The sequence below is a fragment of the Thermodesulfobium sp. 4217-1 genome, assembly GCF_039822205.1.
In the GTDB taxonomy this organism is placed as follows: domain Bacteria; phylum Thermodesulfobiota; class Thermodesulfobiia; order Thermodesulfobiales; family Thermodesulfobiaceae; genus Thermodesulfobium.
Window position 1 is genome coordinate 32,942 of the sequence record NZ_JBAGBW010000008.1, and the last position, 22,084, is coordinate 55,025.

Here is a 22,084-nt window from a genome sequence, read left to right on the forward strand (position 1 = left end):
GTGATTAAAAACTATTACATTGTAGCATATTGCAATAATTAAAGATTAAAAAATTCTGTTACTTTCTAATGAAAGCTACCGTATATAAAAGTATCAAGAGAGTTTTAAATCTGATATTTTAGGAGGAAAAGAATGAAAAAGTTTTTCGTAGGCGTTATGGCTTTAGCTCTACTTGCATCTGTTTGGTTTATGGGAAATTCGTTTGCTTTTGGTACAGGAGGTTTTGGTCCAGGTTCGGGTCATGGTTATGCAATGGATCAGGCTCATAATGGACAGGGCTTTAATTACGAGCAAAGAGAAAACTTTATGCTCGATAAGTTGAAAGCAAAGTTAAGCTTGACAGATGACCAGGTTACACAGATTAAATCATTGCTCGATAACAAGTATTCCCAAGCTAAGGTTGTAAGAACAAAGCTCTGGAATCTAAACAATGACTACAGAAATTTAGTAGCTAATAAGGCAGATATGTCTACCCTTGAATCAAAGATAAAGGAGATAAATAGCGCAAAAGTTGAGATGTTAAATTTGAACACAGATTATAGAATTAAAATATTAGAAGTGCTAACCCCCGACCAAAGAGTTTTAATGTCTATGAGATAGATTTATTTAAAAAACAAGTGCTTTACATAAAAAACCCCGCTATTGAGCGGGGTTTTTTATTATGAAAGTAGAATGTGATTTTATAGCTGACGAACTAATCCAAACATATGTTATTCATAATTTGCAAATATGCTACCTATTCTGAAAGAAAATCTCCTAAAATTATTGGCATAATTTCATAAAAAACACAGTAATAAGGTATCAATTAGAAAAATTTTAACTCTAAACACAACAGCTTGCAGTGGTTGATGCTGTTGAGAAATTTTAATTAAAATTATCAAGATTGGTGTTGTATAATTAATTAAACATATGAAAATTAAGGGGGATAAAAATGGAAGTTGAAAAAAATGGTGCAATTTTACAAAGAGATAAAGAAACATACGCCGTAGTAGCAAGGATCCCTTGTGGGATACTCTCTCTTGAAACTATGGAAACAATTTCATCAGTAGTAAAAAAGTATTCTATACCAATAGTTAAAATCTCATCAGGACAAAGAATTGTGTTAGTTGGGATCAAGCCTGACGAAATTGATCTAGTCTGGGCAGATCTAAAAACAGGAATTGGCAGGGCGCTTGAGCCTTGTCTACACTATGTCCAAGCATGTCCTGGGACAAGCGTTTGCAGATTTGGGCAAAAAAATTCTCTTGAAATGGGCATGAAATTAGAAAATATTTTATACGGCTTGCCTACTGCTGCAAAAATAAAAATTGGAGTATCAGGATGTCCATTTAACTGTGGTGAAGCTTTCACAAGAGACATAGGTTTGATTGGAACAGTTAAAGGTTGGAAATTGATTTTTGGAGGCAATTCTGGCAGGGCTCCCAGGATTGGTGACGTCATAAAAGAAGAGCTATCTGAAGAGGATGCAGTGGATCTGGTTAAAAGGGCTATAAAAATATATACAGACAAGGCTAACCCAAAAGATAGGAGTGCAAGATTCATCGAAAAGTTTGGCATAGAAAATTTTAAAAAAGAGGTTTTTGGCTCTTAAAATAATAATTATTCTTTTGTGTTATAATGAAAACCTCTAAACAACTTTCTAAATTTATTTGCAAAATATTTAGAAATAAATTATATCTTAAAGAGGCATACGGTGGATTCTTTTATAGCAAGGCAGCCAATATTAAATAGCGATAAAAAAACATTTGGGTACGAAGTTTTATTTAGAAGCTCATCAAAAAATGAATACGCCCAAGAAAATCCGGAAGAAGCTACATTAAGAGTTCTGGTTGATCTATTTACAAATTACGGAATAAATTACATAGGCAAGGGATTGCCTGTATTTATAAATATCCCCCTTGATACCCTGAAAAGATCTATTCCGCCTACGCCCAAAGAGTCTGTTTTTTTTGAAATTAACCAAAAAGACATTGACGTTCAAAAAGACTTTGCCTTTTTAAGAGACCTGTTCTATGCAGGATTTAACCTATCACATGAAGGAACAGATCTGCCTCATCCATCAATCATAAACTTCTTTAAGGTCGTAAAAATTGACTTCACCTCCACTCCAAAAGATAAAAGGAAAGCTCTTCCCAAATTCATTGCTCCAAATATACTGTTAATTGCACACAAGGTAGAAAATCATAAAGTTTATGAAGAGGCATTGGAAGAAGGCTACGGACTATTTCAGGGATTTTATTTTTCAAAGCCAGAGACGTTGTCAAAAAAAGACTTTACGGCTTCACAAGTTGAACTCTTGAATATTTTAAAAATGCTCTTATCAGAAGATCTAAATTGGGATAAAGTTGAAAAGGAAATAAAGAAAAATGCATATTTAACAATTAAAATACTTAAGCTTGTCAATTCTTCTTTTTTTGGTTTTAGATGTGAGGTTAATTCGATACTACAAGCTATAGTTTTGTTGGGAAGAAAGCAAATGGTAAAGTGGATAGTGATGATCCTTATTATTGAAAAAACCTCAGCACCTTTAGAGCTTATAAAAATTACGCTGACAAGAGCAAGGCTTATGCAGCTGTTGGCACAGGAAACATCAAAAAAATTTAAAGAAGAAGAATATTACCTCATAGGATTGCTCTCTCTCTTTGACGTCATAACCGGTTTCTCAAAAGATAATCTTTTGGTGCATCTGCCTCTTAGCGATACGGTTTCAAATTCTATAAGAGGCGTTGATAATCCACAAACTAGAGGATATGTCCAAGCCCTAAAACTTGTCGAGTTCTATGAAAAGGGAGATTGGGACAAAGTGATAGCAATATGTTATGATCTTAGGATTAGACATGAAAGGATGGGCAATCTTTATATGGAAGCAATAAGCTGGGCTGAGAGCACGCTCGAATCTATAAATTAAACAAGTTTATATCCAATCTTCCTCAAAAATGCTTTTCTTTTTCCCTTATCATCTAAATCTTCGACACCTTTAGGCTTGAGCCCGTCTATGACTCCCAATATACCACCGTTTCCATCTTCATCGTAGGAAACCACAACTTTAACGTCGTTTGCGGTTGCACAAAAGATAGATGCAACTTCCTGGCAGTTTTTTATGGCGTTTAAGATGTTTATTGGAAATGCATCTGTTAGTATAATGACAAAGCTGTGCCCACAAGATAACTCGATGAGATTTTTTACGGCAACGTTAACAAGGTCATTACTGTTTCCCTCAGTCCTAATCAGACAATCTCCAGATGCCTCTGAAAATGCAATGCCAAATTTAGCGTTTGGGCTGATGGATATTATAATTTCATAAAGATCCTCAATTGTTTTGATAAAATGAGCTTGGCCTAGTATTACGTTGGAATCACTTGGAAAAGTTAACCTCTTGATCTCTAAGTTCATTGTGTCCTCCATTCTACGTTTATAGATTTAATGATACAATTTTAGCAATAAAAAGAAAAAGAAAAAAGGAGAAATAAATTGTCAAAAAGTTCTTATTTCGGAGAAATTGAATTAAGCGAAAAAACATTTTTAGCATTAAAAGAAATGGGATTTGAGGAGCCATCCCCAATTCAGAAACAAACAGTACCAATTGTAATGCAAGGAGCGGATGTAATTGGCCAGGCGCAAACTGGAACAGGAAAAACAGCAGCATTTGGAATACCAATAGTTGAAAAAACCACCAACGAAAAGGTGGCCCAGTCTTTAGTACTTACTCCCACCAGAGAGCTCGCAATACAGGTAGCAGAAGAAATATCCAAAATTGCAAAATACAAAGGACTAAGAGTTGTGCCAATATATGGCGGACAATCTATTGAAAGGCAGATAAAAGCACTAAAGAATGGAGCTCAGGTAATAATTGGCACCCCAGGGAGACTTCTTGATCACATCAGAAGAGGAACTATATTTTTATCTAAGATTTCAATCCTGGTATTGGATGAAGCTGACGAAATGCTTGATATGGGCTTCATTGACGATATAGAAACAATTATAAAATCTATCCAAAAAGAAAATAGGCAAACGCTATTGTTTTCTGCTACTATGCCAGGTCCGATCTTATCTCTTACGAAAAAATATATGAACAATCCAAAGGTTTTTTCGATAAGCAAGGAACAACTGACAGTACCTTTAACGGATCAGTTTTATTGTGAATCAAAAGATAAACTTGAAGCGCTTTGTAGAATACTTGAAACAGAAGATATGGATAAGACAATCATATTCTGTAGAACAAAAAAGGGAGTAGATGAGCTGGTAGCATCGCTAAACACAAGAGGCTACAGCGCAGAAGGCTTGCACGGAGATCTGACTCAATCTCAGAGAGATAGAGTAATGAAGTCCTTTAGAGAGAAAAAATTAGAAGTTCTTGTGGCCACAGATGTAGCAGCGAGAGGGCTTGACATCTCAGACGTAAGTCATGTTATAAATTTTGACATACCTCAGGATCCAGAATCTTATGTTCACAGAATTGGCAGAACAGGAAGAGCAGGAAAATCTGGTATCGCTATAACGTTTATAACGCCAAGGGAGTTTAGACAGTTAAGATTGATCGAAAAGGTCATCAGAGTAACGATTAGGAGAAAAGAAGTCCCAAGCATATCAGATCTTTTAGAGAAACAAAAAGATGAGTTAAAAAGTTTGATATTTAAAATAATTAAACAGGAGAATATATCGCATTATATCTCAATAGTCGAAGAAATGACGGAAGAGTTTGAGCCAGAAAAAATTGCAGCTGCTGCCATTAGACTATATCAAGAAGGAGAACCAACAGAAAAGGTAGAGGTTGACAGAGAAAAATTCGCAAAAACAGGTGCAAAGCAAGGCATGTCAAGACTTTTTATTAACATTGGCAAGGAAAAAAATATTTCAAAAGATGATATTTTAAATTATATTTGCGAAGAAGGAGATATGAAGAAGAAGGATATAAAGAATATAAGAATACTTGACAAGTTCACCTTTCTTGAAGTGCCCGAAGAGGTATCAGAAAGAATAATTGCTGTGTTGCACAAATCAATCATAAAAGGGCACAGAATTCATGCAGAGCAAGCAAAACCTAGATAGAAAATGAAAAATTTCAGTTATAAATATATAGCTGTTTCTTTTATCTTTATTCTAAGCACAATAGTTTTCTTATCCAATAGCCGATTAAACTCTGAAGAAATTTCTTCGGAGTTTAGTTCTGGCTATGATTTAGCCAAGTCTTGCTTCGAATCATCTACAAATAGGTTTGAAAACAATAAAGAAGAATATGATTATGAAAGCTGTGTATTATCAAAGGAAAAAGGCTTCACAAAAGAAGACAAAAAGAGAAGTTTTTTTCAGCTTGGATTTAACTACAGTGCGTTTAACTATGAAGAACTCAGATTAATATTGCAGTCATTGAACGGGCCATTTGATAAAGAAATGGTAAAATTTGCCCTAAACCACTACACCATTACCAGAGATTTACAGAAAAAATTGAAAATAGACGATGCAACTCTTGCATCTTGGCTTTCAATTAGCAAACAGAAGTTAGAAGACCAATACACCAAGTGGGACAATATAAAAGCTCAGTATTCAAATCCTACGCCTTAGGTTTGCCCGGTAAAATCGCATTTAAAAAATAAAACATATAATATGAATTTACAACAACAATAAATGCCAATGTCACAAAAAACCCCCACTGAAATTGGACAGAAACCCCAGCAGACTTTGCTACAATGCCAATGGTAAAAGAAAAAACAAAAAAAGATGCGAGCAGAACAACGCTCAAGATTCCGCACACCAATCTAGTTTGTTTTGCAACTGGTTTTATTAAGCAAAAAAGAGTTCCAAAAGCAGTGGAGAAGTATATAACCTCTGATATAAGGCCAAGATTGGTCTTTTGTGCATTTATCAGGGAAGATATCGTTTGATTGCTTGTTATAGCATTAAAAGTCAGATTCTGTGTCAAAACGTTTTGCGAAGTTAACAATTTACAAAATGGGAGAGAACCTAATAGAATGCCAATAAAGGAAAATAGGATAGCTGGTAGATATAAGATAAGTGCGTCTTTAAATTTCATTTTACCTCCTGATATATTTATTTCAACTAATAAATATATCAGATTCTATTAAAAATGAATAGCAAAAAAGCAACTTTTCCAGGCAAAAACAGTCCAGAAGTAAAATTTATAGTAGAACTTGGCAGATCATTTCACAAATGCGGCTTCTCATCTTATGCACTCGAAGAAAGGCTCATGGAAGTTGCCTCTAATTTCGACATTTCATTGCAAGTTTACTCCTCTCCAACAGGTATTTTTTTATCTTTTGAAGACCAGGATGCCTTTACCACTACCATCTTAAGGGTTGAGCCAGGAATTCTTGATCTCGAAAAAATCGCATTGACAAATGAAATATCAAACAGAGTTCTCGATAAAAAGACGACAGCTAAGGAGGGCTTAGATCTCTTAAAAAGAGTGATGTCCAAAGGAAATAGGTTTCCTTTTTGGATAGTCATTCTGTCATATGCTGCAATTTCTGTTATGGTTTCTACTATTATTGGCGGGGGTTTGAAAGAACTTTTTGTTTCTTGTTTTTTGGGTTTAATAGTTGGAATAATATTTATAATATCCAATAAGTTCAATCTCACAAGGTTGTTAGAATTTATTTGTGCGGCTTCAGTTGGAGCCCTATCAAATATTTTATATACACTAATCGGCCCCTACGATCAGTCTATAGCAATCATATCTGGCTTGATAGTACTCTTTCCAGGACTTACACTGATATCAGGAATCGACGAAATTGCTAACAGAAATCCTTTATCTGGAACCACGAGACTAAGCTCTGCACTTTTCATTCTTATGTTTATAGTGTTTGGAGTAGCACTAGGTAGCAATTTCTTTTTTCCACAAACTAATTCATACATTTTTAACATAAAGAATTTATCACTCCCAATATATCTTCAATACATTGCTACATTTTTAGCTCCTTTAACTTTTATAGCCATACTAAATGCAAGGTTCAAAGACGCTCCTGTAATGCTTCTTTCTTCCCTGCTTGCACAAATTGGTCTTTATTTTGGAAATAGAATTGTAAGCGATCAAATTGGAATTTTTTTTGCGGCATTAATCCTTGGGCTATTTTCAAATTCCTGGGCAAGACTCAGCAAGGGATCTCAGTACATCCCACTAATCTCAGGCTTAATACTACTCGTACCTGGCGTTGTAGGATATCAAAGCCTTTCATCCTTTTTATCAAAGGATATCAGCGAAGGGATTATGATTGCATTCAATATGAGCTTGAGGGCAATAGCACTTGTTACAGGGCTGCTATGTTCCAATTTTATGGTTTCAGCATATAAGAGTAGGGATCAGAAATAGTATTTATAAATAAAACTACTTCTTTTTTATAAATTTAATTCCCAAGAAATTGAAGCTACTATCTTGGTCTTCTGACCGAAAGGTTACTATCTGATCGCCAAAATCTAAAATCTTTGCACTGTCATCATAGACCGGCACCAATACCAAATTCGTCTCTTTCCCTGCTGATTCATCGTATTTCAAAATATAAAATCCCCTAAATTTTTCAATATCCATTTCTTTAATAGCACTGTTATTGTCAGAGCCAATCCACTTACCGAGCCTGTCTTCCCATGCATCATCGTATTTTGGCTGTTCAATTTCTCTTGCAAAAGTTAAACTTTGCCCAAAATCTAATAAACTAAGATATCTGGTTCCATTAATATATGTAAACCTAAACCTAAATTCTTTAATATAATCATTTGAGCTATCTACAGGATATAGACTAAAGCTACCGTCATCATAAAATTTTACATTGTAAAATTTTTTATCCATATTGCACATCAAATTGTTATCAACGACATGAAATTCTATTATTCCGTTCTTATTTTCAAAAAACCCCATATAAGAACTTAGATAATCATCTTTTTCGTCAACTTTTTTCAATGATAAGGTAGATCTATAGTCAAAAATGTCCATTTTAAGAAAATCTTTTACTGTAGTCTTTAGCAATTCTTTTGAAAAGTATTCCTCCCTGGCAATGCTAACAGGAAAATTTGAAAGGAAGATAACAGCAAATTTTTTTTCTGGAATTGCAAATATAAAAGAATTTGTTTCTTTATCGTATTGATAAAAGAGAGTGTATTTATCATAACTATTATTTTGATCTATTAAAGTAATATTCTGAGATTCAAAACATGGGGTAAAGTACAGGTCTTGATCATAGGAAGTGCTCTCAAACCTTGCGAAGACCGATTTTGAAAGATTTTTATCTGACATGATACTACTTATAAACTGGCCAATATTTTCAGGCGAGCTATAAAGTCTGTCAGAAATAGAAAGTCGATTGCTTTTTTGGCTATCAATAAAGTTAGTATTGCTAAGATTAAATTTTTTAAATAGACTGTCCATAGAATCATTAAAATTGCTCTTCTCAACTCTTTCAATTATTAAAAGCAAGATATCACTATCAATTTGGGATCTGTTATAAACGTTATCGTATTTTAAAATATCTTCATTGCTTTTTAGAAAGTTCAATACATCTCCAGTAGATTTTATTTTATATGGGTAGGTATAAGGAAGATATGTGTGATCTTTTAAAAGATCGGATATTTTGATATTGGTTTTGTATTCGTTCTTTAGCTCTGGCAGATATTTAAATATCGAATCGTCTAAACTTATCTTTCCAAGCTCGCTAAGTCTAACTATTTGTGCCCCTATAAATAATCTGGAAAGGTCTCCTACATCATAACTTTCGTTTACGCTATCAGAATCTTTACCAAAATTCTGCGAAAAATTCTTGTCACCATAGACAATATAGACTGACGCCCTCTGCCCAGTCTCCAAGGTGGTATTGTTTCTTACTATTGTGCTCAAATCGTTACTAATATTATCCAATTCTTTCGATATTCCAGGCTTTTGTAAAATTAGGAGAAATAGAATAGCTAAAACTATTGTTTTCATATAACCTCCTTAAAATTGAAAAATAATATATAATAATTTATAAGCCATTTTATCATAATAATCATATGCTACTTTTAATTATTTGTTTAAAAAGCTTTGAAAAAATTTTTTAAGTTCTCAAAAATCTAAGGAGGAATAAAATTGAAAGATTTTAAATTTTCATCTGTGGAAGAGGCCCTAAACGATATAAGAAATTCAAAAATGATCATTATAACTGACGATGAAGATAGGGAAAATGAAGGAGATCTATTTATACCTGCAGAAAAGGTAACTCCTGAGCATATTAATTTTATGGCAACTTATGGAAAAGGTCTTATATGTCTTCCGCTAACCGAAGAAAGACTAAACCAGCTGGGAATTGAGATATTGGAGTCAAACAGTCCAGATCCATTTTATACTGCCTTTACTATGCCAATTGATGCCAAGAAAAATACAACCACAGGAATAAGTGCCTTTGACAGAGCCCAAACTGCAAAGATGGCAATTGATCCAAATGCAACGCCAGATGACTTTGTCAAGCCAGGCCACATTTTCCCACTCAGGGCAAGAAAGGGTGGAGTCGTAATAAGAGCAGGGCACACAGAAGCAGCAGTCGACCTCGCAAGCATTGCTGGCATGTCCCCCGCAGGCGTTATATGTGAAATTATGAAAGACGATGGAACGATGGCAAGGATGCCAGATTTAATTGAATTTTCTAAAAAGCACAACATAAAAATATTAACTATCGCAGATCTCATAAAATATAGATTACAAAGCGAAATATGGGTACAAAGAATGGCCGAAGCTCATCTTCCCACTAAATATGGAGATTTTAAAATTTATGCTTATACATACTTGATGGACAAAAGTGAACACGTCGCCGTTGTAAAAGGTGATGTAAGAAATAAAGAAAATGTACTCGTAAGGGTTCATTCAGAGTGTCTTACAGGAGATGTTTTTGGATCTCTCAGGTGTGATTGCGGCGACCAGCTGCATGCCGCTATGAAAATGATAAACGAAGAAGGTCTTGGCGTAATACTTTATCTGAGGCAAGAAGGAAGAGGAATAGGGCTTGCAAACAAGATTAAAGCATATCACCTGCAAGATTCCTGTCACTTAGATACCGTAGAAGCAAATATAAAACTCGGTTTTCCGCCAGATCTAAGAGAATACGGTATGGGTGCAATGATGCTAAAAGATTTAGGGCTCTCCACAATAAGAATTCTAACAAACAATCCAAAAAAGCTGCTTGGTATAAAGGGCTTTGGGCTTCAGATAACAGAAAGAGTGCCAATAAAAACTGATCCAAACCCATACAACAAGGATTATCTTAAGTGTAAGGTTGAAAAAATGGGACACATATTTTAAAGGCAATTAATAAGATATTTCAATTTTTAATTAGGAGGAGCTTTAATGCAAATAAATGAAGGAAAGCTGATTGCAAAAGATCTTAAGATAGGCATAGTTGTCAGTAGGTTCAACAGCATAATTACTTCGAAACTATTAGATGGAGCCTTAGATTGTTTGGGCAGACACGAATGTAAGGATAAGGACATAAGCATTTATTATGTGCCAGGAGCTTGGGAAATACCCCTCACGCTAAAAAAGCTGGCAAAATTAGAGAAATTTGATGGGCTTATCGCCCTGGGAGCCGTAATAAGAGGAGAAACCCCGCATTTTGATTATGTGGCCTCAGAGACATCAAAAGGTGTTGCTTTGGTTTCTCTCGAAAAAGAGCTCCCAATTTCTTTTGGTGTACTCACGACTGACACCATGGATCAAGCCTTTGATAGAGCTGGCGGAAAAGCAGGTAACAAGGGATTCGACTCAGCACTTTCTTTAATTGAAACTATACAGCTATTGAAGATAGCGTCTATGGATGGTTAATTCGGATTTAGACGAAATAACCTACAATATTTATGGCAATAAAAAATAGAGAACCGTCTGACCTTATAAGAGACCTCTCTCTGGATTCTATTGAAGATATTGTCTATTCATTTCCAAAAAAATATAAAGAATTTACGGTAGTCAAATCAGCAGAAGACGTAATCCCAGGGAAAAATCTTGCCTTTAAGGCTCAGATAGGCATGCCTATATACTATCCAGAGAGGAAAAGGCTAGTAAAGGTAGAGTTAAACATCGAGGGGAAAAGAGCAAGCGCTTGCTGGTTCAATCAACCCTATAAAAAAATTCAAATTTTAAAATTAAAGCCCAGTGCCTATTTTGCCGGAGAAGCAGTAGCTAACAATAGAGAGATTGTTTTCTACCACCCCATGGTCGGGAGAGAACCCATATACCAAAATTCTGGGATATATCCGGAATATTGCCTTGAAGTTAACGACAATGAAGTTAGAACGATCATAAAGAATGTATTTGATGATAATGGGATCATAAAGGAGACGCTACCAGAGTCGTTAATAAATAAGCTAAAACTAATGAAGCTTAAAGATGCGCTTTATTTAATGCATTTTCCAAAAGATCTATCGAATCTGGAAAGGGCTAGAAAGAGAATTGCATTTGATGAGCTTTTGCAGTGGAAGCTGACAATCCTAACTGAGAAACAAAAATACAATTCAAAAAATGCTCCAATATTAAATCCTGATTCCGAACTAATAAAAAATTTTATCTCTTCATTGCCATTTAAATTGACCATAGATCAGAAGAGAGTAGTGGAAGAAGTTTTTTCAGATGTTAAAAGCAGCAAACCAATGCACAGACTCTTGCAGGGAGATGTTGGCTCCGGGAAGACCGTAATTGCAGTTAGCGCACTACTATGTGCGATCTCTTCTGGTTTTCAAGCGGCATTTATGGTGCCATCAGAAATATTATCGAAACAACACTTTGAAAAACTTAGAGAATGGCTGGCTCCTATGGGGGTAAAAATCTATCTTTTAACGGGTTCAACCAAAAAATCAGAAAGAAATCTAATAATAGAAGAGATAAATAAAGGCGTGCCATTAATATTGACAGGAACACATGCTCTTATTACCGAAGGCCTTGAATTAAAAAACTTAGGCTTGGTTGTAATAGACGAGCAGCACAGATTTGGTGTAAGACAGAGATTGAGCTTAATAGAAAAGGGTATCTGTCCACACACGTTAGTTATGACAGCCACTCCGATACCAAGAACATTAGCATCAATTTTTTACGCTGACCTGGATTATTCTGAGATTAAAACTATGCCAGAAGGAAGACAGGAAATAGTTACAAAAATAATAAATAAAAATGATGTCAAAAAGTTATACTCAATAATAAAAGAAAATTTGAAAAATTACGACTCAAGAGTTTTCTATGTATGCCCGCTGATAGAAGATTCAGACTCCCTTAGATTAGAATCAGTAAAAAAGAGACACAAAGAATTAGTGAACCTTTTTCCTGAGTTTGAAGTTGGTCTTATACACGGGAAAATCAAACAAAGCGAACAAGATAAAGTTATGCAAGATTTTAGGACAGGAAAGATTAAAATATTGGTTTCTACTACGGTCATTGAAGTGGGAATTGACATACCTCAGGCAAATATCATGGTGATTGAAAACCCAGAAAGATTTGGCTTAGCTCAACTGCACCAGCTTCGAGGAAGAATTGGCAGAGGGAAACTCGGCTCAACCTGTTATCTCCTGGTAGATGAAGAGGTATATTCCTCAAAAAGAATACAAATCTTTGAAAAGGTAAGCGATGGGTTTGAACTTGCAGAAAAAGACTTAGAATTAAGAGGTCAGGGCGAGATAATTGGCTCCAAACAAAGCGGTATCGATCAAACGTTAAAAGTTGCAAATCCCTTAAAGGATACAGACATAATGAGAGTGGCACAAAAAGTGGCAGAGGTAATTATGCAAAAAGATCCAGATCTGCTACACTTCAAAGAATTAAAATTTAAAATGGAAAAAACATTTAAAGATAGAGAGGTAATAAAAGCAATTTGAAGACTTCAATAGTTGGAGGAGAATTTAAGAACAGATCTTTGCTAAGCCCAAAAACCAATGAGGTTAGGCCCCTTAGCTCTAGGGTTAGAAAATCTCTAATGGATATTCTTGGTAACACAGTTGACAATTGTCTCTTGTTAGACCTTTTTGCCGGTATAGGATCGGTTTCCATAGAATTTTTATCTCGTGGCGCAAAGAGCGTAATTAGTGTTGAAAAAAGTCCAAAGATCGCATCATTTCTTGAAAAAAACTTAAGCAATTTTAACCTGCTAGACAGATGTACAATATTAAATTATTCTGTTGAAAGGTTTATGCTTAATTGTCATGACATAAAATTTGATATAATCTATGTGGATCCACCTTTTTCTTATGATTTAGACGCTTTATTAAATAATTTTTCTGACTTTAAGTGTTACCATGAAAATTCAATATTTATTTTGCATCATTTTTTCAAAAAAAAGCCAAAGGAGCAGGTAGGTTGCTGGAAAATATCAGACTCAAGGACTTACTCGAGCAATACAATTACATTTTATACTCCAGAAAAACTTTCTGTAGATGATTAAGAAAGCGCTTTATCCTGGCAGTTTTGATCCGATAACGCTTGGTCATTTAGATGTAGCCAGACGCGCATCACATCTATTTGACGAGGTAATTATTGCAGTAGCATACAATGAAAAAAAACGAGCCCTCTTTAATATGGAAGAGAGGGTAAACCTCATTAAGGAATCACTAATAGAGAGAAATATGCCAAAAAATGTTTTAGTAACGAGCTATACATGCCTAACAATTGATTTCGCGCGATCATTAAGCATAAATTCAATAATAAGGGGGCTAAGGGTAATCTCTGACTTTGAGTTTGAATTCCAGATGGCCCTCACCAACAGGAGAATGGAACCAAGAATAGAAACTGTCTTCTTGATGACTCATGAAGATTATTCGTATATAAGCTCTACTATAATAAAGGAGATTGCGTCTTTAAATGGAAATGTAACTCCTTGGGTAACTGATATCGTAAAAAATGCACTAAACACAAAATTAATCGAAAGCGAGGGAAAATAATGAGTCAAACTTTTTTAAAGGTCATTGAAGATCTTGAACTTCTAGTAATGAGCTCTCCGAAGATACCGCTTACAAATATGGTTTTTGTAAATGAACAAGAAATCTTTAGAATCATCGATTCAATAAGAATGAACGTTCCGCAAGAGGTTGTTGATGCCCAGAGGTTCTTGCAGGAAAAAGAAGATATTATAAACGACGCCAAAAAAAAAGCTGACGAGATAATCATTAACGCCGACTTAAAAGCTAAACAAAAATTAGACGAGAACGACCTGGTTATAAAGGCAAAGGAAGAATCAGAAAAAATAAGGAATGAGGCAAGGAAAGAAGCTAACAAACTCATGAAAGAAGCCAAAGACTATTCAGAAAATGTCTTGATAAAGCTCGAATCTGAAGTTGACAAGCTTCTAACTTCTATTAGAAGGGGTAAAGAGGTATTAAGGTCGAAAGAATAAGCTTATTTTTCAACCTCTAAGAGATTCATAGGGACTATAATTGCAGGAATGCCAGCTCTGAAAAACATATTTTGTGAAAACTCTCTTATAAATGGCCAAATGGCCTTAACGGACGCCTCAATAACAAGACTGTCCTTCTCTTTTATTTTTTGATTTTCTGTTATTACCAAAAAGTAGGTAGCTGAAAACTCAAGCCAAGGTTTTTTTCTTCTGGTGCCAACTTCTTCTAAGTCTTCATTTAGCTCTGTGCCTCTAATGTTCGTAACAATTTCCACCTCATGTGTCCTATCTACTGTATTTTTTATCAAAGGCTTTATGTCTACAGAAATAGAACTCTCAGGGGCATGCAATGGTTTCATCTTAAAAGTGCAATTTATAAGAGACAGGGCTTCCAATTTATAGTCATTATTCGAATGGTCAATACTTCTTTTTTTCATAACTCCTCCTAAATTTCATAGGAATATTATATCAGATTTTAAAAAAATTAATTAATTTTTTCTTATAATATCAATCAATTCTTGTCTGTTAGAAATATTACATTTTCTAAATATATTTCTCATATGAGTCTTAAAAGTGTTTTCTGAAATGTGCAAATTGTCAACAATATATCTACCATTCCTGCCCATCAATATATATTTAACAATCTCCTTTTCTCTTGGGGTTAATCCAAAAATAGCGAAACTTTTATCAAAATCCAGTTTAAATAAGGCGTTTTCACTCAAGATAGGGGGCATTTCTTGTCCGAAGAACAAAAAAGGATTGTAATCATCGGCTTTTACAAAGACAAAGAACAAAAGTAACATTATGCTTACCGCATAAGACGCAAAGTTAAATATCTCATAATTTTGCGAAATGTTATGAATAAAGAAATAGAGAACTTCTCCAAAAAATAGAGAGATGGTGATTATAAAATAGCCAAAAGACAATACCCTTATGTCATTTTTCTCCCTAATTGCAAAAGAGAGTATTAGTGACAGAGAATAAAAATCAAAAATTGCAAATCCAATCTGAAAAATAGCAAAAATTATGTTAGAGAATGGATGTGCAAAATAAACCGGCAGCCAAAAAAAGGCAGCTATCAGGAGAGCCAGAGACGGTCTGTACAGGCTTGAGATTTCCAATTTCCTAAAATAAATTATCGAAGGCAACAACATAATAGTTAGGCAGTAAGCTATGCTTGTAAAAAAATAAATATAGGTGGAAGAAAAACTTAAAAGATAATTGTATACCGCCCCACCGCAACAATAATATCCAAAAAATAGAAAAATAACCTTTTTGGGAAAAATATTAAAGCTAAACTTACTAAAGCTTCTTGAAAAAAATAAATTTAAATCATATTTTGGCAAAATAAATAAAAATAGTGGAAATAATGAAAAGATAAAATATGCCGCATTATTGTTTAATGCACTTAATAAAAACATAGCAACTGTAGCAAAAAGAGTTGATATAGCAAATATTATTGCCCAAGAAATAAATTTTTCTTTGAAAAACGTGGTGAGTATTAAGACAAAAAAATATGAGAAAAAGATGGAACAAAAAATAACCAAAATTATAGGTAAAAAAATAAAATTTATCAGTGAGTGCCCAAAAAATAGCGCAAGTAGAAAAGTAGAAAAAAGGATAGAAAAAATTTTATTTAAAAATTTAATTATTGAGAGAATATGCTTATTTTCAAAAAATTTAATGATAAATAATAAAGTTATGGACTGAGTAAACAAAAAAACCCTAAACAAGAGAGCATGTGAAATCTGCCACCGATCCGCCACCACATATAAAAAGGGACCACCAAGGAAAAATAGCCATAGAATAACAAATAACAAGCCTAATGAAAAAGAGAGGTGAACTCTCTCTTTTGTAAGATAGGATAAATAATACCTTAAAATCAACCAAATAACCCCTTTTGAGTGATATACAAGATTTGTCCTAAATTATAACATCTATTTATAAATAAATTTTTGGAAGGAGTTTGTTATGAAAAATTCATTTAGGAATGGAGAAAAGTTTAAATGGTCAACTGTTGTTGGTATTCCTAAATGCGTCACTTTTCCAGAAACTAAAGAACCAAATTACAGGATAAAAAATGGTTACAAAATCGAATTCGCTATGACGCTTGAAGGTTTGGGGATCCACAATGCATTACTCGTTGAAAAAGAAACTTCATGGAATGGTATAATGTAATCAAAATAAAACATTAAGGTGTATTGTTGAAAAACAAAAAAACATTAATTATCTTTAGTCTAATATTGGCAGTATGTGTTGGCATATATTGGATTATATTCAACAGGGAATCGCCAAGCAATTATTTAGAAGTTTCTGGCAACATTGAAGCAGATCAGTACAACGTTTCTTTTCAGGTTTATGGAACCCTATCCTCCTTAAAAGTAGATGAAGGCGACAAGGTAAAAAAAGGCGAGCTACTTGCCACTCTTTCAAGAAAGGATCTTGCGGATTCTCTTCAAGCAGCTATACACAATAAAGACAAAGCAAAAGCTCTCTACGATCAATATCTTTCAGGATATAGATCTCAGGATATAAAAATGGCTCAAGCTGATAGAGACGCAAAGCTCGCAGAATTTGAAAAGGCAAAAAATGACTATATTAGATATGAAAAACTATATAAAGAGGACGCAATACCTGCATCAAGTTTTGATAGCATAAAAAGTACCTATCTCTCATCTAAAGAGGCACTAAATTCAAGCGAACAGAAGTTCAAAGAATTACAAATTGGCTACAGAGAAGAAGAAATTAAGTCTGCGAAAGAAGCATATGAGGCAAGCGTCTCTCAGGTGGAACAAGCCAAGACGATTTTAGGCTATACAGCGATTTATTCGCCTATTGATGGAGTCGTATTTTCCAAAGATTCAGAACCAGGGGAATTCGTTTCTTCTGGAACTCCAGTCCTAACTTTATACGATCTAAACAGCACATATGTGAAGGTATATGTTAGCGAAAAAGACATTGGCTTTGTAAAATTGAACGCGCCCTGCACAATAAAAGTTGATTCCTTCCCAAATAAAAATTTTAGCGGCTATGTAGAGGCAATATCAGACAAAGCAGAATATACCCCTAAATTTATCCAAACTAAGGATGAAAGGGTAAAATATATGTTCTGGGTAAAGGTAAAAATCAATAATCCAGATGGAGTTCTAAAACCAGGCATGCCAGCTGACACCATGATCGAAAAAACACAATGATATCAATAGAGAATATATGCAAAAGTTTTGGAAACAAAAAAGTATTAGATGATATAAATATAAATGTAGAAAAAGGAGAGATTTTAGCAATACTTGGCTCGGACGGTTCAGGAAAATCAACCTTAATAAAAATTATTATTGGAATGATAAAGCCTGATTCAGGAAAAATATCAGTAAACGATATAGACATAACAAAAGACATTTCCTCTACCAGAGAATTATTGGGTTATAAAGCACAAGAATTTTCCCTATATCAAGATCTTACAGTCAGTGAAAACATAAGATTCTTCGGAAGTCTATATGCGCTTTCTGGCAAAGACCTTGATGAAAGGGAGAGCTTTATACTCGACTTTATAGGCCTAAAGGACTTTAAGCAAAGATTTGCAGAAGCACTTTCAGGCGGGATGAAAAGTAGGCTTGCTATTGGCTGCGCCCTTGTTCACAACCCCCTAGTACTTTTATTGGATGAGCCAAACGTAGGCGTAGATCCTGCCTCAAGAAAGAGCGTATGGAAACTCTTAAGAGATCTCACTAAGTCTGGCAAGACAATTGTATTAACTACCCCTTACTTCTTAGAAGGCGATCTGGCAGACAAAGTAACTTTTATTAAAAATGGAAAAATCGTATTGTTTGGCAGACCAAAAGATCTTTTAGAAAATCTTGATTTTATACCGTACATCGTAAATGGAGATAACTTACAAGATTTTTATTTTGACTTAAAAAAGAAACATCTAGATTTTAAATTCTGGTTGAAAAACGAACACATAAGAGTCCTATTACGTAAAGATATAGAAATTGATACGCTGTCAGAAAAAATTTCTATAAATAGAGACTTAATAAAAAGAGATAACCCCGACCTGGAAGATATCTATCTATGGCACTCGGCATAGAAAATGCAATTGAAGTTGAAAATCTCACAAAAAAATTTGGAGATTTCACTGCAGTTGATAACATAAGTTTTTCAATAAAACAAGGCACGGTATTCGGTTTTTTGGGCCCAAATGGAGCAGGAAAAACGACAACTATAAAGTTAGTTCTGGGACTTATCAACAAAACTAGTGGCAAAATAAAGATCTTTGGAGACGATATAGAGAAATTTACAAAAGAGAGATTGGGCTATATGTCTCAAAAATTCTCGCTCTATCCAGATCTAAAAGTAATTGAAAATATGATTTTTTATGGTTCTATTTACGGTTATTCAAGAAAAGATTTAGAAAAAAGAATAGATTTTTTGCTGGAGTCATACAACCTTACAGAAGTAAAAAACACTATGGTAAGAGATATTGGAGGTCTAAGGCAAAGAGTCGCCTTTTGCACAGCCATTCTTCACAGCCCAGACATACTGGTCCTTGATGAACCGACAAGCGGTGTAGATCCAGATGCCAGGATAGACTTTTGGGATGCTATCTACAGTTACGCAAGAGAAGGCAGAACAGTTTTAGTTACAACTCATTATATGGATGAAGCTGAATTTTGCAACCAGATAGGATTCATCATTTCGGGAAAGCTAAAGTTTATAGGCAGCCCAAACAACGCAAAAAAAATCTACTATGACAACTCACACAAAATTGGAAATCTCGAAGATGCCTTTTTGTGGTTTATGGAAAACTAATTAGATAAAAAAGTATCTTTTAACCTTCTTCCTATAAGATTCATATTTATAACCAAATCTCTTTGTAAGTTCCCTCTCTTCAAAAGGGATTACCAAAAAATTATTTATTAAAAAATCAAATATGCTCACAACAAGAGACATTGTTCCCCCACTAATAAGAAATACTCCAAAAAATAGCAAGGAATGCGAAAGATATGTTGGATGCCTCATATATTTATATATAAATCTCGTTTCCAAGTCGCCTGGATCCTCTAATACGAATTCATTTAAACCAAGAATTCTGCCCTTTAAGATCGACAAAGTTAAGAGTTGAAGAAATGCCCCAACAACAAATATAAAAAAACCAAACAGTTGTAAGGTAAATGAAATCGGAATGTACATATTTAATAAGTTTTGATTGTTGATCAAAAAATATAGATATGGAATATATAATATGCATATTAATATAAAAGTTAAAAATTTAATTTTTTTTGCAAAGTTGGTAAAAAAATGTACAAATAGCCAATACATAGGGATTAGAGGCCAAACAAAAACCAAAAGATGGTTTAAAATGTTTAAGTAAGAAAAACTAAACATATTTGAATTTGATAAAAGATATATAATGTAAGTTCATGCATTAATTATATATTAAAATGGTTTCTATAATAAATTTTATAATTATTATTTTTTTCTTTGTATAATTGATAGATAAAGATTATTCTCAGAGGAGGTGAAAAAGTGAACAGTTTCCCAAAGCTTACTTCTTTAGTTCGTTGTGCTGGCTGAGCAGCAAAACTCAATCCAAAGGACCTAGGTGAGGTCTTAAAAGATTTACCAAAATTTGAGCATCCTGGACTAATTTTTAGCTCTGATGGCCTTGATGACGCAGGAGCTTTTGTGATAAAAGATGATTTAGCCATTGTTCAATCTGTTGACTTTTTCCCTCCTGTAGTAAACAGCCCCGACTTATACGGGAAGATTGCCGCTGCTAATTCTCTCTCGGATTTATATGCCGTTGGAGCAAAGCCGATAACTGCATTAAATATCCTCGGATTTCCAAGATATGATATTGAACTCGATGTGATAAACGAAATACTTAGAGGCTCTCACGAAAAAGTTAAAGAAGCCGGTGCATTGATTCTTGGTGGGCACACTGTCGACGATTTAGAATTAAAATATGGACTTAGTGTTACTGGAATTGCAAAAAAGGATGAGCTGATTGCCCACAACAGAGCACAGCCAGGCGATATAATCATCCTTACAAAACCGCTTGGTACAGGAATACTCACTTCTGCCTTAAAAATTGACCTGATAGATGAAGAGGATATGAAAGACGCTCTTCAATCTATGCAAGAGCTAAATTATTTTGCTGGTGAAGCACAAAAAAGGTTTAAAGCAACTTCTGGCACAGATATAACAGGTTTTGGCCTGGTCGGACACGCAGCAAATATAGCAAGATCCAGCAAAGTCGTATTTGAGATATTTTCTAAATCACTACCTATATTTGAAGGAGTTTTAAACCTTGCAAACGATAGCGTGCTCCCTGCTGGGATATTCGCAAATATTGATTTTTATAAAGAAAATGTCGTTGAAATAGGCAAAATTGATGAAAATTATAAATACGTCATTTATGATCCACAGACCTCAGGTGGGCTTCTTTCTACTTACAATCCAGATGTCGTAGACGATGTATTAAAATTTCTTAAAGACAATGGAGTTGATGGATACATTATAGGCAGTGTAAAAAAAGGAGCTGCATTTAGTTCTGGCACAATCGTTTTTAAAGAAGGATCATTTAGATGAGCGCATCGCTTCAAAGAATATGGGCTGTATTCATTAAAGAATTCATCCAATTTTTCAGAGATAAGGTTACCTTTATAACGGCCATTGCTATCCCTTTAATACAGCTGATTTTATACGGATATGCAATAAATACAGATGTAAAACACCAGTCTACAGTAGTATACGATCAATCAAAATCAGTGATGTCAAGAGACATACTATACAAGTTTCAAAGCTCACAATATTTTGACATAAAGGGATTTCTAAATAGTTCAAATGCAGTCGGCAAAGCAATTGACAATGGACAAGCAAAGGTGGGAATTATTATTCCGCCAAAACTCGAATCAAACATATTGGACAACAAGTCAAGCCAGATATTGGTAATAATTGACGCATCCGATCCTATGTCATCAAGCTCTGCCCTATCGGCATCTCAGATGATAGGCCTGATGGAAAATCAAGAGATATTAACAAACAAACTTCAACAAAACGGAATAATATTGCCCAATAAAAACCCCTTTGAAGTGGATGTTAGGGCATGGTATAACCCCGATCTACTGTCAACGTATTTTCTTGTTCCAGGTTTAATCGCTGTTTTAATAAGCTTATCGACATTGGTTTTAACAGCAATGGCGATTGTGAGAGAGAAGGAAAGAGGCACATACGAGCAGCTTATAGTTACCCCGCTTAGGCCAATTGAGCTGACCATCGGGAAGGTTATGCCTTATGCAATTATAGGATATGCTCAAATGTCTCTTGTTATAATAGCCGCAGTGGCGCTATTTAATCTCAACATTAAGGGGAATTTATTTTTATTGTACATTTTCGCACTACCCTTTATACTTGCCAATTTAAGCCTTGGATACATAATTTCTACTCTTGCAAAAAACCAACAGCAAGCTCTCCAAATGTCATTCTTTCTTATGGTGCCCATCTTCTTGCTGAGCGGCTTTATGTTCCCAAGAGAGGCTATGCCTGGCATAATATATTATTTAAGCTATATCGCACCAGCCACATTCTTCCTGGTGGTAGTACGAGGCATCATCTTAAAAGGTTTAGGCTTTTTCGAGCTTTGGCAATGGGAAGTCGGATTGATAATATATATTATAATTGCTTTAAATATATCAAGGTTCTTGCTTAAAAGAAAGTCATAAAATTAAACTATAAGCGTTAGC

General features: G+C 34.4%; 25 protein-coding genes. 19 read left to right on the top strand and 6 right to left on the bottom strand.

What is annotated here, in order from left to right; genetic code table 11:
* The first annotated feature begins 132 nt into the window (after nt 1–132).
* The 3 genes from V4762_RS04445 to V4762_RS04455 all read left to right on the top strand — a co-directional run bounded on the left by V4762_RS04445 (nt 133) and on the right by V4762_RS04455 (nt 2,908).
* Nucleotides 133–600, top strand: coding sequence for a Spy/CpxP family protein refolding chaperone (locus V4762_RS04445; RefSeq protein WP_347314573.1), 468 nt, complete (start codon nt 133–135; stop codon nt 598–600).
* Nucleotides 601–931: 331 nt separating this feature from the next.
* A complete protein-coding gene (locus V4762_RS04450) occupies nt 932–1,591 on the top strand; it encodes a nitrite/sulfite reductase domain-containing protein (protein ID WP_347314574.1) in 660 nt (219 codons plus the stop codon).
* A 102-nt stretch (nt 1,592–1,693) separates the two neighbouring features.
* Nucleotides 1,694–2,908, top strand: coding sequence for an EAL and HDOD domain-containing protein (locus V4762_RS04455; protein WP_347314575.1), 1,215 nt, complete (start codon nt 1,694–1,696; stop codon nt 2,906–2,908).
* On the opposite strand, the gene V4762_RS04460 is transcribed toward V4762_RS04455, so the two are convergent.
* Complete coding sequence (locus tag V4762_RS04460; RefSeq protein WP_347314576.1) at nt 2,905–3,393, bottom strand: adenosine-specific kinase; 489 nt, start codon at nt 3,391–3,393, stop codon at nt 2,905–2,907. The two genes, V4762_RS04455 and V4762_RS04460, sit on opposite strands and share 4 nt — an antisense overlap.
* A 78-nt stretch (nt 3,394–3,471) precedes the next feature.
* Here V4762_RS04460 and V4762_RS04465 point away from each other — a divergent pair, with 78 nt between their 5' ends.
* Both V4762_RS04465 and V4762_RS04470 read left to right on the top strand, forming a co-directional pair.
* Complete coding sequence (locus V4762_RS04465; protein ID WP_347314577.1) at nt 3,472–5,049, top strand: DEAD/DEAH box helicase; 1,578 nt, start codon at nt 3,472–3,474, stop codon at nt 5,047–5,049.
* A gap of 3 nt (nt 5,050–5,052) precedes the next feature.
* Nucleotides 5,053–5,562, top strand: coding sequence for a hypothetical protein (locus V4762_RS04470; protein WP_347314578.1), 510 nt, complete (start codon nt 5,053–5,055; stop codon nt 5,560–5,562).
* On the opposite strand, the gene V4762_RS04475 is transcribed toward V4762_RS04470, so the two are convergent.
* Nucleotides 5,552–6,031: a hypothetical protein gene (locus tag V4762_RS04475; RefSeq protein ID WP_347314579.1), complete on the bottom strand. Its 480-nt coding sequence runs from the start codon at nt 6,029–6,031 to the stop codon at nt 5,552–5,554. The genes V4762_RS04470 and V4762_RS04475 overlap by 11 nt on opposite strands.
* Before the next feature lie 54 nt (nt 6,032–6,085).
* On the opposite strand from V4762_RS04475, the gene V4762_RS04480 reads away from it, so the two are divergent.
* Complete coding sequence (locus tag V4762_RS04480) at nt 6,086–7,327, top strand: threonine/serine exporter family protein (protein ID WP_347314580.1); 1,242 nt, start codon at nt 6,086–6,088, stop codon at nt 7,325–7,327.
* Nucleotides 7,328–7,342: 15 nt separating this feature from the next.
* Here the strand turns inward: V4762_RS04480 and V4762_RS04485 are convergent, their stop codons facing one another.
* Nucleotides 7,343–8,929: a serine hydrolase domain-containing protein gene (locus V4762_RS04485; RefSeq protein WP_347314581.1), complete on the bottom strand. Its 1,587-nt coding sequence runs from the start codon at nt 8,927–8,929 to the stop codon at nt 7,343–7,345.
* 141 nt (nt 8,930–9,070) lie between these two features.
* On the opposite strand from V4762_RS04485, the gene V4762_RS04490 reads away from it, so the two are divergent.
* From V4762_RS04490 to V4762_RS04515, 6 genes are read left to right on the top strand one after another with little or no spacing between them, the layout of a single operon-like run.
* Nucleotides 9,071–10,276, top strand: a complete 1,206-nt coding sequence (locus V4762_RS04490) for a bifunctional 3,4-dihydroxy-2-butanone-4-phosphate synthase/GTP cyclohydrolase II (RefSeq protein ID WP_347314582.1) — start codon at nt 9,071–9,073, stop codon at nt 10,274–10,276.
* A 45-nt stretch (nt 10,277–10,321) separates the two neighbouring features.
* The gene (gene ribH, locus V4762_RS04495; RefSeq protein ID WP_347314583.1) at nt 10,322–10,795 is read left to right on the top strand and encodes a 6,7-dimethyl-8-ribityllumazine synthase; all 474 of its coding nucleotides are present in this window, start codon (nt 10,322–10,324) and stop codon (nt 10,793–10,795) included.
* 32 nt (nt 10,796–10,827) lie between these two features.
* Nucleotides 10,828–12,831, top strand: a complete 2,004-nt coding sequence (recG, locus tag V4762_RS04500) for an ATP-dependent DNA helicase RecG (RefSeq protein ID WP_347314584.1) — start codon at nt 10,828–10,830, stop codon at nt 12,829–12,831.
* Nucleotides 12,828–13,394, top strand: a complete 567-nt coding sequence (rsmD, locus tag V4762_RS04505) for a 16S rRNA (guanine(966)-N(2))-methyltransferase RsmD (protein WP_347314585.1) — start codon at nt 12,828–12,830, stop codon at nt 13,392–13,394. The genes recG and rsmD overlap by 4 nt, the downstream gene beginning before the upstream one ends.
* Nucleotides 13,387–13,890, top strand: a complete 504-nt coding sequence (coaD, locus tag V4762_RS04510) for a pantetheine-phosphate adenylyltransferase (RefSeq protein ID WP_347314586.1) — start codon at nt 13,387–13,389, stop codon at nt 13,888–13,890. The genes rsmD and coaD overlap by 8 nt, the downstream gene beginning before the upstream one ends.
* Nucleotides 13,890–14,342 (top strand): ATP synthase subunit B family protein, encoded by a 453-nt coding sequence (locus V4762_RS04515; protein ID WP_347314587.1) that lies wholly within the window; start codon nt 13,890–13,892, stop codon nt 14,340–14,342. Before coaD ends, V4762_RS04515 begins: the two co-directional genes overlap by 1 nt.
* Before the next feature lie 2 nt (nt 14,343–14,344).
* Here V4762_RS04515 and V4762_RS04520 read toward each other — a convergent pair whose 3' ends face one another.
* Together V4762_RS04520 and V4762_RS04525 are read right to left on the bottom strand one after the other, a co-directional pair.
* Entirely contained in the window at nt 14,345–14,779 is a 435-nt protein-coding gene (locus V4762_RS04520; RefSeq protein ID WP_347314588.1) for a hypothetical protein, read from the bottom strand.
* A 51-nt stretch (nt 14,780–14,830) separates the two neighbouring features.
* Nucleotides 14,831–15,463 carry a response regulator transcription factor gene (locus V4762_RS04525; protein WP_347314589.1) on the bottom strand — a complete coding sequence of 211 codons (633 nt, stop codon included), beginning with the start codon at nt 15,461–15,463 and terminating at the stop codon, nt 14,831–14,833.
* A gap of 154 nt (nt 15,464–15,617) precedes the next feature.
* On the opposite strand from V4762_RS04525, the gene V4762_RS04530 reads away from it, so the two are divergent.
* The 5 genes from V4762_RS04530 (at nt 15,618) to V4762_RS04550 (ending at nt 19,148) form a co-directional block, all read left to right on the top strand.
* Nucleotides 15,618–16,052 carry a hypothetical protein gene (locus tag V4762_RS04530; protein ID WP_347314590.1) on the top strand — a complete coding sequence of 145 codons (435 nt, stop codon included), beginning with the start codon at nt 15,618–15,620 and terminating at the stop codon, nt 16,050–16,052.
* Between the two features lie 261 nt (nt 16,053–16,313).
* Nucleotides 16,314–16,520, top strand: a complete 207-nt coding sequence (locus V4762_RS04535; RefSeq protein WP_347314591.1) for a hypothetical protein — start codon at nt 16,314–16,316, stop codon at nt 16,518–16,520.
* A 26-nt stretch (nt 16,521–16,546) separates the two neighbouring features.
* Nucleotides 16,547–17,536 carry an HlyD family secretion protein gene (locus V4762_RS04540; RefSeq protein WP_347314592.1) on the top strand — a complete coding sequence of 330 codons (990 nt, stop codon included), beginning with the start codon at nt 16,547–16,549 and terminating at the stop codon, nt 17,534–17,536.
* Nucleotides 17,533–18,426 (top strand): ABC transporter ATP-binding protein, encoded by an 894-nt coding sequence (locus tag V4762_RS04545; RefSeq protein ID WP_347314593.1) that lies wholly within the window; start codon nt 17,533–17,535, stop codon nt 18,424–18,426. Before V4762_RS04540 ends, V4762_RS04545 begins: the two co-directional genes overlap by 4 nt.
* Nucleotides 18,411–19,148 (top strand): ABC transporter ATP-binding protein, encoded by a 738-nt coding sequence (locus tag V4762_RS04550; RefSeq protein WP_347314594.1) that lies wholly within the window; start codon nt 18,411–18,413, stop codon nt 19,146–19,148. The genes V4762_RS04545 and V4762_RS04550 overlap by 16 nt, the downstream gene beginning before the upstream one ends.
* Here the strand turns inward: V4762_RS04550 and V4762_RS04555 are convergent, their stop codons facing one another.
* Nucleotides 19,149–19,724, bottom strand: a complete 576-nt coding sequence (locus V4762_RS04555; protein ID WP_347314595.1) for a methyltransferase family protein — start codon at nt 19,722–19,724, stop codon at nt 19,149–19,151.
* A gap of 141 nt (nt 19,725–19,865) precedes the next feature.
* Here V4762_RS04555 and selD point away from each other — a divergent pair, with 141 nt between their 5' ends.
* Together selD and V4762_RS04565 are read left to right on the top strand one after the other, a co-directional pair.
* Complete coding sequence (gene selD, locus V4762_RS04560) at nt 19,866–20,930, top strand: selenide, water dikinase SelD (protein WP_347314596.1); 1,065 nt, start codon at nt 19,866–19,868, stop codon at nt 20,928–20,930.
* Nucleotides 20,927–22,063 (top strand): ABC transporter permease, encoded by a 1,137-nt coding sequence (locus tag V4762_RS04565; protein ID WP_347314597.1) that lies wholly within the window; start codon nt 20,927–20,929, stop codon nt 22,061–22,063. The genes selD and V4762_RS04565 overlap by 4 nt, the downstream gene beginning before the upstream one ends.
* Nucleotides 22,064–22,084 lie beyond the last annotated feature (21 nt).